The organism is Synechococcus sp. YX-04-1, from assembly GCF_030546365.1.
Classification (GTDB): domain Bacteria; phylum Cyanobacteriota; class Cyanobacteriia; order PCC-6307; family Cyanobiaceae; genus Parasynechococcus.
The window spans coordinates 320,896-334,209 of the sequence record NZ_JAUONZ010000002.1; the positions used below are offsets into that span (position 1 = coordinate 320,896).

The 13,314-nt window shown below is 57.3% G+C and carries 26 protein-coding genes; 10 read left to right on the plus strand and 16 right to left on the minus strand.

The annotated features are described in order from the left end of the window. The first annotated feature begins 79 nt into the window (after positions 1-79). Positions 80-508 (plus strand): tellurite resistance TerB family protein, encoded by a 429-nt coding sequence (locus Q3Y53_RS05165; protein WP_226425320.1) that lies wholly within the window; start codon positions 80-82, stop codon positions 506-508. Here Q3Y53_RS05165 and Q3Y53_RS05170 read toward each other — a convergent pair. The 5 genes from Q3Y53_RS05170 to Q3Y53_RS05190 all read right to left on the minus strand — a co-directional run bounded on the left by Q3Y53_RS05170 (position 505) and on the right by Q3Y53_RS05190 (position 1,844). Next, entirely contained in the window at positions 505-678 is a 174-nt protein-coding gene (locus Q3Y53_RS05170; protein ID WP_226425321.1) for a hypothetical protein, read from the minus strand. The two genes, Q3Y53_RS05165 and Q3Y53_RS05170, sit on opposite strands and share 4 nt — an antisense overlap. Before the next feature lie 22 nt (positions 679-700). After that, positions 701-883 (minus strand): hypothetical protein, encoded by a 183-nt coding sequence (locus Q3Y53_RS05175; RefSeq protein ID WP_226425322.1) that lies wholly within the window; start codon positions 881-883, stop codon positions 701-703. 81 nt (positions 884-964) lie between these two features. After that, positions 965-1,135 (minus strand): hypothetical protein, encoded by a 171-nt coding sequence (locus Q3Y53_RS05180; protein WP_303533641.1) that lies wholly within the window; start codon positions 1,133-1,135, stop codon positions 965-967. A gap of 78 nt (positions 1,136-1,213) precedes the next feature. Further along, positions 1,214-1,447, minus strand: coding sequence for a hypothetical protein (locus tag Q3Y53_RS05185; protein ID WP_303533643.1), 234 nt, complete (start codon positions 1,445-1,447; stop codon positions 1,214-1,216). A 31-nt stretch (positions 1,448-1,478) separates the two neighbouring features. Then, positions 1,479-1,844: an AbrB family transcriptional regulator gene (locus tag Q3Y53_RS05190; protein WP_226425682.1), complete on the minus strand. Its 366-nt coding sequence runs from the start codon at positions 1,842-1,844 to the stop codon at positions 1,479-1,481. A gap of 410 nt (positions 1,845-2,254) precedes the next feature. On the opposite strand from Q3Y53_RS05190, the gene Q3Y53_RS05195 reads away from it, so the two are divergent. Next, on the plus strand, positions 2,255-2,710 hold the full coding sequence (locus Q3Y53_RS05195; protein ID WP_226425325.1) for a lipocalin-like domain-containing protein: 456 nt from the start codon (positions 2,255-2,257) through the stop codon (positions 2,708-2,710). A gap of 18 nt (positions 2,711-2,728) precedes the next feature. Here the strand turns inward: Q3Y53_RS05195 and Q3Y53_RS05200 are convergent, their stop codons facing one another. Next, positions 2,729-2,986, minus strand: a complete 258-nt coding sequence (locus Q3Y53_RS05200; RefSeq protein WP_303533644.1) for a hypothetical protein — start codon at positions 2,984-2,986, stop codon at positions 2,729-2,731. Between the two features lie 82 nt (positions 2,987-3,068). On the opposite strand from Q3Y53_RS05200, the gene Q3Y53_RS05205 reads away from it, so the two are divergent. Continuing rightward, entirely contained in the window at positions 3,069-4,307 is a 1,239-nt protein-coding gene (locus Q3Y53_RS05205) for a cytochrome P450 (protein WP_303533646.1), read from the plus strand. On the opposite strand, the gene Q3Y53_RS05210 is transcribed toward Q3Y53_RS05205, so the two are convergent. The 8 genes from Q3Y53_RS05210 to Q3Y53_RS05245 form a co-directional block, all read right to left on the minus strand. Then, positions 4,289-4,543, minus strand: a complete 255-nt coding sequence (locus Q3Y53_RS05210; protein WP_226425328.1) for a hypothetical protein — start codon at positions 4,541-4,543, stop codon at positions 4,289-4,291. The two genes, Q3Y53_RS05205 and Q3Y53_RS05210, sit on opposite strands and share 19 nt — an antisense overlap. A gap of 65 nt (positions 4,544-4,608) precedes the next feature. After that, a complete protein-coding gene (locus Q3Y53_RS05215; RefSeq protein ID WP_226425329.1) occupies positions 4,609-4,833 on the minus strand; it encodes a hypothetical protein in 225 nt (74 codons plus the stop codon). A 12-nt stretch (positions 4,834-4,845) separates the two neighbouring features. Continuing rightward, positions 4,846-5,454, minus strand: coding sequence for a hypothetical protein (locus Q3Y53_RS05220; protein WP_303533651.1), 609 nt, complete (start codon positions 5,452-5,454; stop codon positions 4,846-4,848). Positions 5,455-5,491: 37 nt separating this feature from the next. Further along, complete coding sequence (locus Q3Y53_RS05225; RefSeq protein WP_303533654.1) at positions 5,492-5,731, minus strand: hypothetical protein; 240 nt, start codon at positions 5,729-5,731, stop codon at positions 5,492-5,494. Between the two features lie 133 nt (positions 5,732-5,864). Then, positions 5,865-6,734, minus strand: a complete 870-nt coding sequence (locus tag Q3Y53_RS05230; RefSeq protein ID WP_226425332.1) for a phycobilisome rod-core linker polypeptide — start codon at positions 6,732-6,734, stop codon at positions 5,865-5,867. Between the two features lie 174 nt (positions 6,735-6,908). Next, positions 6,909-7,142 (minus strand): hypothetical protein, encoded by a 234-nt coding sequence (locus Q3Y53_RS05235; RefSeq protein WP_303533659.1) that lies wholly within the window; start codon positions 7,140-7,142, stop codon positions 6,909-6,911. A 106-nt stretch (positions 7,143-7,248) separates the two neighbouring features. Beyond that, the gene (locus Q3Y53_RS05240) at positions 7,249-7,959 is read right to left on the minus strand and encodes a response regulator transcription factor (protein WP_226425334.1); all 711 of its coding nucleotides are present in this window, start codon (positions 7,957-7,959) and stop codon (positions 7,249-7,251) included. Positions 7,960-7,984: 25 nt separating this feature from the next. Continuing rightward, complete coding sequence (locus tag Q3Y53_RS05245) at positions 7,985-8,170, minus strand: hypothetical protein (RefSeq protein WP_226425335.1); 186 nt, start codon at positions 8,168-8,170, stop codon at positions 7,985-7,987. A 198-nt stretch (positions 8,171-8,368) separates the two neighbouring features. Between Q3Y53_RS05245 and Q3Y53_RS05250 the strand changes: the two genes are divergently transcribed. Then, complete coding sequence (locus Q3Y53_RS05250; protein WP_303533665.1) at positions 8,369-8,596, plus strand: hypothetical protein; 228 nt, start codon at positions 8,369-8,371, stop codon at positions 8,594-8,596. 297 nt (positions 8,597-8,893) lie between these two features. On the opposite strand, the gene Q3Y53_RS05255 is transcribed toward Q3Y53_RS05250, so the two are convergent. Continuing rightward, positions 8,894-9,064 carry a hypothetical protein gene (locus tag Q3Y53_RS05255; RefSeq protein ID WP_226425336.1) on the minus strand — a complete coding sequence of 57 codons (171 nt, stop codon included), beginning with the start codon at positions 9,062-9,064 and terminating at the stop codon, positions 8,894-8,896. Positions 9,065-9,261: 197 nt separating this feature from the next. On the opposite strand from Q3Y53_RS05255, the gene Q3Y53_RS05260 reads away from it, so the two are divergent. The 6 genes from Q3Y53_RS05260 (at position 9,262) to Q3Y53_RS05285 (ending at position 12,170) form a co-directional block, all read left to right on the plus strand. Next, entirely contained in the window at positions 9,262-9,441 is a 180-nt protein-coding gene (locus tag Q3Y53_RS05260) for a hypothetical protein (protein ID WP_226425337.1), read from the plus strand. A 27-nt stretch (positions 9,442-9,468) separates the two neighbouring features. After that, a complete protein-coding gene (locus Q3Y53_RS05265; protein WP_226425338.1) occupies positions 9,469-9,660 on the plus strand; it encodes a hypothetical protein in 192 nt (63 codons plus the stop codon). A gap of 103 nt (positions 9,661-9,763) precedes the next feature. Next, positions 9,764-9,919, plus strand: coding sequence for a hypothetical protein (locus Q3Y53_RS05270; protein ID WP_226425339.1), 156 nt, complete (start codon positions 9,764-9,766; stop codon positions 9,917-9,919). Between the two features lie 191 nt (positions 9,920-10,110). Next, positions 10,111-11,067: an orange carotenoid-binding protein gene (locus Q3Y53_RS05275; protein WP_226425340.1), complete on the plus strand. Its 957-nt coding sequence runs from the start codon at positions 10,111-10,113 to the stop codon at positions 11,065-11,067. Continuing rightward, a complete protein-coding gene (locus Q3Y53_RS05280) occupies positions 11,057-11,800 on the plus strand; it encodes a fatty acid desaturase (protein WP_303533671.1) in 744 nt (247 codons plus the stop codon). The genes Q3Y53_RS05275 and Q3Y53_RS05280 overlap by 11 nt, the downstream gene beginning before the upstream one ends. 49 nt (positions 11,801-11,849) lie before the next feature. Next, positions 11,850-12,170, plus strand: coding sequence for a hypothetical protein (locus Q3Y53_RS05285; RefSeq protein ID WP_226425342.1), 321 nt, complete (start codon positions 11,850-11,852; stop codon positions 12,168-12,170). Between the two features lie 144 nt (positions 12,171-12,314). On the opposite strand, the gene Q3Y53_RS05290 is transcribed toward Q3Y53_RS05285, so the two are convergent. Next, the gene (locus Q3Y53_RS05290; protein ID WP_303533676.1) at positions 12,315-12,611 is read right to left on the minus strand and encodes a hypothetical protein; all 297 of its coding nucleotides are present in this window, start codon (positions 12,609-12,611) and stop codon (positions 12,315-12,317) included. Between the last annotated feature and the right edge of the window lie 703 nt (positions 12,612-13,314).

The following is a 13,314-nucleotide window of genomic DNA, read 5'->3' on the forward strand; positions in this document are numbered from 1 at the left end:
CTGCAACGGGCTGTTGCGCTTTTAACAACGGCGACCCAGACCATTCATCAACAGTTGGGCAACACTTGCGCCATTCCCGATGAATGTCGTCACTGCTTTTGCAGCCGTTGGCCTTACCGCAGTGTCATGGGACGACACCCTCAGCCGAGCTGGGGCCAGGGCGTTCCGGCATGCCCTCGACTACCGCGAGCCCTACTGCCGGATGAGTGAGAACGAGGTAGTGCTGCTGATGGATGCGGTGCTGGCCATGCGGCTTGAGCGGGGGACCAAGGCGCTGATGCTGGAGGCCGCCAAGGTGCTCACAACCGATCAAGCGCTCACGGCCTACGCCATGGCCTCAGAACTGATGCGCTCCGATGGGCCCTATTCCGCCGAGGAGCGGCGGCGGCTCGACCTGCTGGCCTTGATGCTCTCGATTTCGCAAGTGGAGGCTGAGCGCATCGATTCCGTCTTTGAGTTGCTGCACGCCCCCCTGGAGCCAGCCCTCCTCGTCAACGGCGCGACCTAGGCCGCACGCTTGTCATCACCGAACCAGATGCCCCGGCGGCTGTCGGGCAGGCGAACAACGGCGCGCTCATAGCGCTGGCGGCAGCTTCGGGCACGAAGGTGCTCTTCTGCCTCTTGAAGCAACTGTTGCAGCCTGACGTCGTCCATGGCGTTGCCTTGATGCAGACCCATTCAGGCCACGATCCGAGCGGCGTCAATAGGCCACATTCAACTCGTCTGATCCGTAGCGGAGCAGGAAATCTGCTTCGGTTTGATCGGAGAGCAACAGACAGGTGCGGTCGTTGGCGCCCGTTCGGTAGCAGTAGACGTCGAGCTCCTCAGGGTTGCGGTTGGAGTGGATGACCTCCCCAGTCCGAAGCACGTAACGCGTTGCCATCACCTTCCACCAACGGATTCCTTCCCAATAGCGCTGATTCAGCCCTACCAATCATCTCTGTGCTGAGCTGCAAACAGGAGGTTATTCGTTGTCGACGCGGATAAAAAAGCGACTTTCAACATCCATCTCGCCCTGCTCATCGATCTCCTCCGGATCACCCTCCACCAACTCAACGGCGAAATCCTTGTCGTCCAGTTCATGCACAACGCTCTGACCGTGCACCAGGTTGTGGACGAGCAGCAGTCGTTTCATTGTTGGAAGAAGACGCCATTCCACCGGTTGATAGCAACAGCTTGGTGGCAACGGGTTGCTCAGCCAGCCGCTTGACGTTCAGCGAAAGCCGAAACCATCACGGCTCGGCTGCTTGGCGGAATACTCCCGAGATAGAGCATCAAGCATCAGGGCGATGTAGCGGTCATCCATGCCGATGTCATGCTTCAGCTGACGCATCAGGCTGTTGATGCTCTTGAACGCGTCTGGAATGTGATGGTCCAGATGCTCCTTGGTGGGTTGATAGGGCATCGGAGCCATAAAAAAAATCCCCGTGGAACCTAAGGGAACCACGGGGAACGTGATGTTTCTGCTGAACCGGTGATCAATCCTCTTCTTCAGAGCCGCCAACTGGAATCAGGCGGATCTGCTTGCGTCCGAGCTTGATCTCATATTCATCACCGGGCTGCAGTTCCAAGAGGGCGGTGTAGGCCTTGCCGATCAACAGATTGCCATTGCCCTGAACCACAGCTTTGTAGGAAAGCTTGCGACCACCTTTGCCCACACCGGATCCGCCGGTAGAGAACGACAGGCCCTTGGCTTCCAGCAAAGCCTCGTAGAACGCGGTGAATTTCACCTGTTCAGAGCCGTCTTTCTTTTTGACGACGTAGCCACAACCTTTGGCCAGATCTGTTTTGGCGCAATCGCCAAGTTCCTTGACACGGTTGAGCAATTCAGCTCCGGTAAGCATGAGTCTTTGAGGTCGTGACCTCTCTATTAGAACAAATAATGTGCTGGTCACAAGGGGAAAAGAAACTGAATTCAGTTGATTGGCGGTGAAATCAAAAATCCAGCATGTGTGGATGGTTCGACACAGCCCTCAGCATCAAACAGTTGGCACCAAACAATGCGTTGAGATGAGCCGCCGATGGTTGGTGAATACAAGCCAACAGCGGGTGGTGCATTTCAAGCCGAAACCCCCTCAGCCATCCCCGGGTTCTGCATCAGAGCACCATCGCCACTTGGAGTATGTGCTGATCGCTTTCGTTGTTGTTGCTACTGGATCGGCATTCAATGGCATCAATTACGCAGGAATGCCTCGATTGAGGCTTCAAAGCCAGATCACGATCGATAGGTTGCCGCTCAGGAACAGGTTCAGTTGTGAGCGTCAGTTCGGTTCAGCCCGCCCAAGCCATCCCCTCCACCACCGTTCATGGCGCGTGGCAACTGTTGAGCTACGACGTTGAAGAAAAATCCAACAGCAAAACCTTCGCACCGATGGGCGAGAACCCCACGGGCTATGTGATCTTCACGCCGGAGGGCCGTCTCTCCTTCATGCTCTCGGCGGAAGGTCGCCAACCGGGCAGCACCGCTGAGGAGCGATCTGCCCTGCTGAGCAGCATGATCGCCTACACCGGCATCTACCGACTCGAGGGTGACCGCTGGATCACCCAGGTGGATGGGGCATGGAACCCGGAATGGGTGGGCACGGAACAGACCCGCTTTTTTGCGATCGACGGCGACCTGCTCACGGTGCACACACCCTGGCGGGTGATGCCCAATTGGCCCGAGAAAGGCCTCACCCGCAGCATTGTTCGCTTTCAGCGCTGCCGCTGAACTTGTTACGGCGAACGCTCAGGCGTCGGTCTCGCCCTTCTGGCCCCCACAGGCATGGCGGGGTTGGTAGCCCTGCTGCTCGGCCAGATAGCGGAGATAAACGATCTGATGACGATCCGGTATGCCCACGGCAGCAATCAGACCCAACGGCCCAAAGAGAAAACCCGCAACAGCCCAGCGGTTACTGTTGCGCGCCTTCTGGGCGGCAACGGTTTTCGACAAACCGGCGCTGATCAGATGAGCAACCAGCACCACAACCAGGGACTTGAGTTCCACAGAGAACGCGCAGCACACCACTTGAGATAGCCAGCGCCTGAAGGACTGTCAGCCCTAGAACGGCAGCTCACGCCGAGCTGTGATGGCAACCACCCCCCTCCCCAGCACGGGCGCCGTCAGCGGACTAGGGGAAACCCTGGCCTTCTTCACCCAGGCGGATTTCGCCCAACGGCGCTTCCACGCCCACGGCGATGTGTTCGAAACCAAGCTGCTGGCCCAACGGATGGTGTTCATCCGCGGCGAACGGGCCATCGGCGATCTGTTTGGGCAAAGCGACTCCCTCGAGGGCTGGTGGCCGGAGAGTGTGCGGCAACTGCTGGGCAGCCAATCGCTGGCCAACCGAACAGGCCCCGGCCACAAAGCACGGCGGCGAGTGGTGGGGCAACTGTTCTCCAGCGCAGCGCTGGTGCGCTACACCCCTTCGATTCAGCAGTTGGTGGAGGAGCTCTGCCAGGAGTTGATCAGCACAAACACACCGCTGCCACTGGCGGCGCGGATGCGGCGCTTCGCCTTTGCGGTGATCGCCAGCACGGTGCTGGGACTGGATGGTGTCAGCCGTGACGCCCTGTTCGCCGACTTTGAGATCTGGACCCGGGCGCTGTTCTCGATTCCGCTGGCGATTCCGGGCACCCCCTTCGCCAAGGCGATGGCGGCACGCCAACGGCTGCTGAACAGGATCAAAGGCGTTCTTCAAGCGGGAGGCAACCAGGGCGGGCTGGATCTGCTGAGCGGAGGCTTGGATGAAGCCGGCATTCCCCTGGACGATGACGACCTGGCCGAACAGCTGCTGCTGTTGCTGTTTGCCGGCTACGAGACCACCGCCTCATCCTTGAGCTGCCTGTTCCGGGCCCTGCTGCTCAACCCGGAGGTGGAGAGCTGGTTGCGTGAGGGATTAGCGGACAACCCGGCATCACCACGGTTGGATGCAACGGTGCTGGAGGTGATGCGGCTGACGCCTCCGGTGGGGGGATTCTTCCGGCGCAGCCTGGCGCCAATCGAGCTGGCTGGGGTGGCCGTTCCCGCAAGTAGCGTGATTCAAGTGGTGCTAAGCCCCACCTCGATCGGTGATGACGACGATCTGGAGACATTCCGGCCGCAACGTCACCTGGATGGGTCGTTCAAGCAAACGCTGCTGCCCTTCGGCGGCGGCGAACGGGTCTGCCTGGGCAAGGCCCTGGCGGAACTGGAGATTCGCCTGATGGCGGTGGGACTGCTGGAGGCGGTGGAGCTGCAGCTGCAGCCGGAACAAGACCTGACGCTGCAGCTGATCCCCAGCCCCACTCCTAAAGATGGACTGCTGGTTCAGGCTGCAGCGCGGTGACGGCGACGGCCCAGGGGTTCGATCCAGTCCACCAGCACCTCCTGGTGACGCAGCATCGGCTCCGGCAGGCGGCAGCCGAGGTTGATCTCGCCTTGGTCCATCAAGCGCCCCAGGCGGATGGCGGCCGCCTCCTCGGGCCGATCAAAGCTGGTCTGGTGCGAGGCCAACCAGCTCACCTCGTGCTCGGTGATCACCCCTGTTGAGAGGCTTTCCAAAAAGATTTCTCCGACGGTCATGAGAGGTTTGTAACGGATTCGTTACATCCTGGCGCGTGTGGCCGGTGGCCGTGGATCGATGCCGCTCAAGCGAGCCACTGATCAGCGTCCATCACCTTCTTGATCAGCAGGCCGAGCCGCTTGAACTCCGCAAAGTTCACATCCTTCACCGCCTGATCCAGACCGCAATCCACCCAGGCACCATCACGCTTCTCCTCAATCGTGAAGTCCTGCTTCAGAGTGTCGCGGCGAATCCGGTAGGTGATGCCGTCGTCGTGGAGGTAATCAGCGGAAACCAGCTGCAGACCCATCAATCGCTCGCGTTAATCCAGCGATGGTGGCGTGAAGGTGTCGGCCACCGCAACAATCCAGCGAGCCGCCGCTGCCGTCACCTGTTCCTTGGTGACGTTGAACTCCAGATCGTGGCCCTGCTCGAGCAGGTCGGGAATGATCGTCTGCCAAGCCATGCCGGCGGCACTGGCATTGAGATCACCGATCAACACGAAGGCCTTGGCCGCTCCGGTGACGGCATCGGTGTATTCGGGATTGGCACTCACCTTGCTGCGGTACCAATCACCCACCTGATCCCGCTGGGCCTTGCTCAGGAACGGCGGGGCGCCAACGAGATAGGCATCGAGCACCAACATCGGACTGGGAACACTCTTGCCGGGGTGCTTGAGCTCGAACCAGGCCTGACCGATGGAGGCGGCATCGGGCCAGTGACAGAGGATCGCGGCGTCCTGACTGTCGAGGGAGCGCTGGCCGGTCAGCTGGTCGATGCGCTCGAGCAGGGCCGATCCGGCGAGGGGCGGTTCACTGCGGGCGTGCTCGGCGCGAGCTTCATTGATTGCCTCGGCAACGGCCGCCTCGTTCTCGTTGAGCTGCTCGAGGGCCCGCTTGAGGTTGGCGTCGGCGTCGGCGGGGCTGGCCACGAAACATCAGGCGAGATCAACCCCAAGATGTCATGGGTTATTGGTAGTTCTCCACCTGCAGGTTGTAGCCCGACACCAACAGATTTTTATCCAGACAAATCTCAGCAGGGAATTTTGGCGACGCCGATTTAATCAGACGTAGATGAACATCAATTGGCTTGTATCCAGCTCTCAGACAGCATTCGAAAAACTTAGAGACCGCAACTTCAAGAAGCTCAGTGACAAAAAGCGGCGTCACTTTGCCGCTCTCGTGCACCAACATCCCGAAGTAATGCATACCCAAAACAAACAGTTTGCCGACCCTACGGGAATGGGGATCATTCTCAATGAGTAGGAATACTCATGAAAAAGCAGGAAGGTTGCCCCTCCTGCCGTTCACTGATCCGTTGGTTGCTGCCTGAGGCAGAGAATCAATAGCTGCCGTAGTTGAACTTGCCGCCATACATGCGGCGGTGGGCGCTGTTACGGGCGTTCTTGACGGCGTTGGTGTACGAGAAGCCGCTGCCATCGCCGGAGAAGGCAGCGCCGCCAGCAGAGAATCCGCTGAGGTCTTTGGTGAGACGCTTCACCAGCAGAGGGCCGGTGTACATCACGTGCTCGGCACTGGCGTTGGCTGGGGTGATGTCAGCCATGCCCACGAAGGTGGAGCAGGCGGCCCGGGCTTCCGACTTGAAGCCGCGCAGGTAGGGAACCGTGTCGGTACCGAAGGTCTCGAGATATTCCTCGGAGTGGGTGAGGCTGTCGACGAAGGCATCGAAGCCCTGGTCAGCAATCAACTGGATGCCAGCGCTGATTTCCTGCTGACTCACAGGAGGACGACCAAGCAGGTGCTTGGTGGTGAGCTCAATGCCGCGCATGGGCGACACGGCATGGAAGAACTTCTGCTTGTAGAGGTCGGACTTGACCAGGCCGCCCATGAAGCCCTGCACGTTGATGCGGCCATCACAGAGGAAGGCTTCCAAGGAGGTCAGACGCTGGCTATCGGAGATGCCGATGTTGCCGAACACCTGCTTGTAGGCCGAAGCGATGGCTGCTTCCAGGGCCGAACTGCCGGTGGAGGCATAGGAGTGGTTCACCGCCGAGAAGGGGCAGACCTCATGGATCCGAGGACCCATGCCGATGCCCATCGAGGCGCATTGGTTCTGCTTGTATTCAGCGGTGCTGGATGCAGCTTTGCCGGCGTTGGAGCTGGCGCTCTTGGTGGCAGTCGCGGAGTTCGCAAAGGCGAAGGACACCCGTTGATCGTGGGTGAAATCCCGCTTGTACTTCAGAGCTGGCATCCGAAAGACCAATGAAATTCAGTTCAAGTTATGGCGATGACTTCATGCGCGCTGATGAACTTATAAATAGTTCAAAGTGAGCGTTACATGGCGCAATCAAAGCCACTGACTGCAGCGCGATCGTCACAACTTGAAACGGCTGAAAAGCCAGGTCTGAACTGAACTCTTGCGGAATCAACCGCCGTTGCAGAAGCGAACGGCTTCAGCCTGGGAGCGGCCATCAGCCACAACGGTTTCAACGCAGCCGTTGAACAGGCGGCTCTCCTGCTTCACGGCGCAAAGGCCAACGGCGATGGCCGCCAACGACACAGCCGACACCACGGTGGCGGAGATCTGAACCAGGCCATAGGCGAGCATCGCCCGCTTCTTGCCGCCGCAGGACTGCTGGTTGGTGGTTTCCTCGGTCATCACAGAAAAATCAAGGTGTTGACCCTATGGATTCAGCATTGGCGAACGAAGCGAGATCACGACCGTGATCACCGAACAGGCGATCAGCGAAAAGGCCCCCAGGTCATCAGCCGAGGGGATCGATCAGGCCGTAGAGCAACGCCATCACCGCCAGCTGGGTGCGATCAGCGGCACCCAACTTGTCTTTGGCGTTGACCACGTGGGTCTTCACCGTTTCCACCGAGATGCCGAGGCTGCTGCCGATGCCCTGGTTGGTGAGGCCGCGGGCCACACCTGCCACCACCTCCAATTCCCGCTCGGTGAGCTCTTCAATCAACGGCGGCAGGTGCGGGTTCGGAGCCTCGGCCGCACCGAGCTTGCGAATCTCCTCAGGGAAATAGACGCCGCCTTCGGAAAGGGTGTGGAGAGCCTGGATGAAATCGCCCTTGCCGGTGCCCAGGCTTGATTTGAAGATCACCGCATCGGCATAGGCCTGCATCGCCTCCTGCACCACGGCCTGGGTTTCACGCACCAGCACGATCAACAGCTGGCAGGTGGGCAGCTCCGCCTTGACCCGTCGCAGCAGGTTCATGCCGTAGCCGGTCTCCAGATCCGACGTGCAGATCAACAGGCTCGGCTTGTGGCGCAGCACCAGCTCAAACCCCTCCTCTTCGGTGGTGGCGGCACCCACCACGGCACGGCGAATCGGCTCCGCCAAGCAGAGGCAGGTGAGGGTGAGCCGATCACCGCAGCAGGCCACCACCCGCTGGGTCTTGAAAAACTCAGCCGTCGCTTCGATGGCTTCATGCAGCGCGCGCGACTCGAGCCGCAGCTCCATCCCAAGCAATTCGGATGTCTTTCTTTTAGCGGCGTTTGGATGGCTCAGCCGTGGAGCCATCACGCCCAGCATCTCGACGGACAACACCGCGGATGCAGTGGGGATAGCGCTCACGCCCCAGGCGCCAGGCCTGGGCGGCATCGGTCACTTGGACCGTTTCGGTCTGCAGCTCGCCCTTGCGCTGAAGAATCAGGTCGTACAGAGGAGACATAACAACCCACGACGCGCTCTTTTATTCAGCAACAAGGAAATGGATTCCACATCCCTCAGTTGGGGAAGGCATGCGGATGGTCATTTCCCTCAACTGAGGGATTTAGAGCAACGAAAAAAAGTCCCAAACCACCTTCGTGTCATTTGGCACAACAGCATTGAGTTAGAGCCAGCACATTGATGCTGTTGCTTGAAAGCTGTGGCCAGCCGGCTGCGTCGATCCCTGCTTCAACTTGGTGACCGAGTCACCCGCCGTGTGCCGCGCTGGCCGGAAGGATCCTGGCCCGATGCCATGCAACGCAGCCCCCGCCGGGTTCGCAGCACCGCCAAGGATCTGATCAAAAGCACCACCAAAGCAGCGATCGGGCTTGGCCGCCAGGCGGCACGTCTGGGGATGGAATCAATCAAACGAGCCAGCAACCGATGAACAGTGGCTTGCTGGTGTTGTCTGTTCTGCTGTTTGTTGCAGGTGTCACCTTGGTGACCCTGGGCTGATTAAGCACAAACACTCAACAGGATCAAACGGATCGATCGACAACCAAATTCAAAAAACACGACAGCCGTTGATACAGATATCGATTCGAATCCACACGAACGTGGCTTCAGCACATTCTAAATCCCATGGAATTCCTTATTGCCGGCTGCTTCATTTTTCCGCTCTCAGCCCTTTGGATTCAATCCCAGGAAGACGACACCAATGAAGATGAAATGGATTTCCTCTGAATCAAGCCCTGGAGGACGGCAAGGCCGAAGTCTTCAACTCATGGGTCAGAAGATCTGTGGCCAGCATGGTGAGAGCAACACCCATCAGCGCAAGAGCAATGCCCTGATTTTCGTCTGAAGCAACAGCTACATTCCGGGACAATTCCAGATGTTTTTCCCAGGAGAAATGCATCAGTTCCAGGCCTGTACATGCTTTCTAAGGCCATAAGCCTTTGCGATCCGAATGATCAGCGGCATTCAGAAATGTTCTGTAATGGAAGCAATGCATTGAGATGAGCATTCTTTCCTCAAATCGGTTGCAACTACTACGTTATTGATTTGCAGCAAAAAAAATTCTCGGGTACGTTCCGCTCACCAAGCCACAAGCCAATGGAACCGATCGCGTTGACTCTGGGCCAGAAATTTGAAATCGAGAAATTCTCACGCGAGATCGACAGCTCAGATGATCTTGCAGCCCTGCGCAGCATTGCCAAAGAGCTGTTAGTGGCCTGGAAACAACAGCAAGCCGCCTCAGCCTGGATCGTGCGCCAGCAATCCCAGGGCCTCTGAAGTCAGCTCATTTCGTTCACAACGACGATGGAAGACAACCAAATGGTCACCACCATTTCGGTGGAGATAGATGCGTTGCGTGTCCTGCACCGGGCAGTATCAGAGGCCTACATCAACTGGCCCGGCGGTGACGCCAACGAACAGGCCTGCCTGTTGAACATGAAGACCCAGCTCTATGCAGCCTTGATGGACCATCTGCTCGAATCGGGTTCCATCTGAGGTTTATTCGGTAGGAAAACAGTGTTTTTCCCCTAACCAGCAAAAAAACTCATGTTGAAGCATCAACAGCGGCAACAGACTTAGCCCGGCTGTGGAGTTCGCCATGCAATCCGATCGCTCCCGCCTGCGTGAACTGGAGATTCGTGTCGCCAACCCACAGCACTGGAGTGCTGGCGAACACGAGATCAATGTTGAAAATCTGAGACAGCTGCGCTTTCAGCTCGCGGATCAACTCAAGAAACTGCATCAACAGACGTAGGCCGCCGCATCAAACCGACCAAAGAAGAAAAGAAAAGACCCGCATCGCTAACGGAACCATCAGCGGGCGAGGCACGTGGACAAAACCCTGCAGGGGCAAGAGCTCACTAACGAGCAGGGAACCGGACAGAGGGACCTTTTTACATAACGAAACATAGTGTTACAGTCTGTAAACCCCTTGATCCGTCCTGGATGTTCACGCTCGATAAAGCCCGCCAGATCTTCCCGGACACCCTCACCGCTGATGCCGTTCCGGCCATCACGGCACGCTTCAAGCTTTTGTCAGCAGAAGACCAGCTCGCCCTGATCTGGTTCGCCTACCTCGAGATGGGCCAGACCATCACCGTGGCAGCCCCCGGTGCTGCTCGGATGCAACTGGCTCGCCCAATCCTCGAGCAGATCGTGGCCATGAGCTTCGACGAGCAGACCAAGGTCATGTGCGACTTGGCCTCCAAGATCAATAGCCCGATCTCCAGCACCTACGCCTACTGGTCAGTAAACGTGAAGCTCTGCTTCTGGTACGAGCTGGGCGAATACATGCGTCAGGGCAAAGTCGCCCCCATCCCCCAGGGCTACAAGCTTTCCGCCAACGCCAACTCCGTGCTGGAAGCGGTGAAGAAGGTGGAGCAGGGCCAGCAAATCACCCTGCTGCGGAATTTCGTTGTCGACATGGGATTCGATCCCAACATCGACGACGACAAGATCGTGACCGAGCCGATCGTCGCCCCGACCCCAGTGGAAGAGCGCGAGGAGATTTTCATCCCCGGCGTTCTGAACCAGACGATCCTCAGCTATATGCAGCTGTTAAATGCAAACGATTTTGATCAGCTGATCGATCTCTTCCTCAACGATGGGGCACTTCAGCCCCCCTTCCAACGTCCAATCGTGGGCCGCGAAGCCATCCTGAAGTTCTTCAAGCGCGACTGCCAGAACCTGAAGTTGATGCCCCAAGGCGGCTTCGGCGAACCGGCAGAAGGCGGCTTCAACCAGATCAAGGTCACCGGCAAGGTGCAGACCCCGTGGTTCGGCCGCGAAGTGGGCATGAACGTGGCCTGGCGTTTCCTGCTCGATGAGAACGACAAAATCTATTTCGTTGCCATCGACCTGCTCGCCTCACCCGCTGAACTGCTCAAGCTTGGTGCCAAGTGACAGCCTGACGAGCAGCCCTCAACGGGGTCTCCAGCTGGGAGCACTGATCGGAATCTCCTGGCTGGTGACGCTGGTCATCGGCCTGCGGTTTGACCTCGATCAGTGGCATCCCCTGGCAATCACCACCTGGGTCCTGGTCCGCAGTTTTTTGCACACCGGCCTGTTCATCCTGGCCCACGACGCCATGCACGACAGCCTGGTGCCGGGGCATGGGTTGATCAATCAACGCATCGGTCGGGTTTGTTTGTGGCTCTACGCCGGCCTCAATTACGACATCTGCAAACGGAACCACCATCGGCATCACCAGATGCCGGAATCAGAAGCCGATCCCGACTTCTGCCCCACCCACAACAGATCACTGCTGGCTTGGTTGGTTCGCTTCCTGCGCAACTATCTCAACCCAGCACAACTCAGCCGACTGATCCTCGTTCTCACGGTTCTGCTGTTGGCAGCGCAACCCCATCAAAGCCAGCCACTTATCACAGTTTCTGTGATATTCCTGCTTCCTTTGCTGATCAGCACCTCACAACTTTTCTTTGTTGGCACTTACCTGCCCCATCGCAAAGAATACAAACAAACAGGCCACGAAGTTTCAATCAAAAGCTTGAATCTTCATCCGTTTGTATCACTGCTCGCTTGTTACCATTTTGGCTACCATCTCGAGCACCACAACCATCCCAAGGCTCCCTGGTTCCTGCTGCCGGAACTACGCACTGGTCGATTGGTCCTCTGAGTTCTGAATCAGAACCAGTTTCCCTACGCTCCCTCCCCCTCTCACCTCAATGTCTGCAACCGATTGGACCTCTGAAGAAGAAGCGGTTGCCCGGCATGCTTTTGATCTAGGCAAGCAGCGATCCATCTTGACCCTGATTGGCAACCTCAAGGATCTGAGCACCAAACTGGACACACCCGAATCAATCTGGCAGTTCCACGACTATCTGAGCACAGAGCGCTATCAATACGAAGGACGAATGGAATTCGATTTCAGCAATATCCTTTTCACCTTGGCCGACATGATCAAGCAGAAGCTGATCAATTACGACGACCTGAACGGCCTCAATCAACTGAAGCTGAGCAAGATCAAAGCCATGTCGATGTTCTGATCAGCAGCAATGGGGAATCACGTTGAGTGCCCAGCACCCTGGTGATCGCAAGAAACCAAGGCTGAAGAGAAAAGCCTTGGCTCACCACACGAGCACAAAAACGCTCTTCGAGACGAAAGAAAGCAGAGATCAAGACTTGTTCTACTAGTTGGAGTCCTCAGGCGGCCACGGAGGGAGACGGATCGAAGTGATCTTATGCACTTTCGTACGAATCGATTTCACAACTGAGCCAAACCCGCCCCGGCTGAGCACTTGCTTTGGGGCGTATTGAATCACTTTCAGACCCTTTTTATTTTGGTAAATCAATTCAGAGCTTTGGATGTAATCCTTGATTTCAGTGATTACAAAACATTCATCCACATCATGCTCGCGCATGATCACCGACAAGGTTGCATCAACCATGCTCCGGATTTCCTTGCGCGCTTGATCAGACAGCTGCACCAACCTTTGTGTATCGCCTGATACAGTTTAACCCGATCCCAACGGTTGTCGCGGGGATCTTTGCTTAAGGAACCTGAGCTCAACGACAGCGGCTGCCTTCAAGCTTCTGCTTGGCCTTGTCGGCTTTCCTGATCAGCTTCTGCGCAGAAGAGCGATCGACGCAAGCTCGAGCCTGGAGCTCAAGGCTGTGCAGCTTCAGAAATTGCTTTAGCGGATTCATAACGACCTCCCTTTAATCCATTCTTAACCTGTAGCAACTCAAGGCTCCAGGGCACTCACGCCTATTCGGATTTCTTAATCAGCCTGCAATCAAGCCTTGACCTTTAAGCCGTAGACATTGCATTGATCAAGGTGAGCACCTGTGCAAGACCTGCTCTCGAAATCCCCCTTCTGGTCATGGCTGTTCGCAGCAGGAATCGTGTGGGGCCCGGGGTTGCTGGCCCTGCACCTGCAACAAAACGGCGTAGTGCCGGTTGCCTCTGATCAACCCTTAACGGCGAGCCAGAAAAGCCAGGACGTATCCGATCAGTAGGCCATTACCGAACGTGAGCCAAAGGAACTGGTACTTGCTCAGTCCAAGCGCCTTCCTGAACTGCTTCGTGGCGCTCTTGTGCCAGCGGAACATGTAATTCGTTATGCGAGGGCTTATCACCAATACACCAGGGTGATGCATGAACACCAGGCCTGGAAGGAGAGTGTTTTG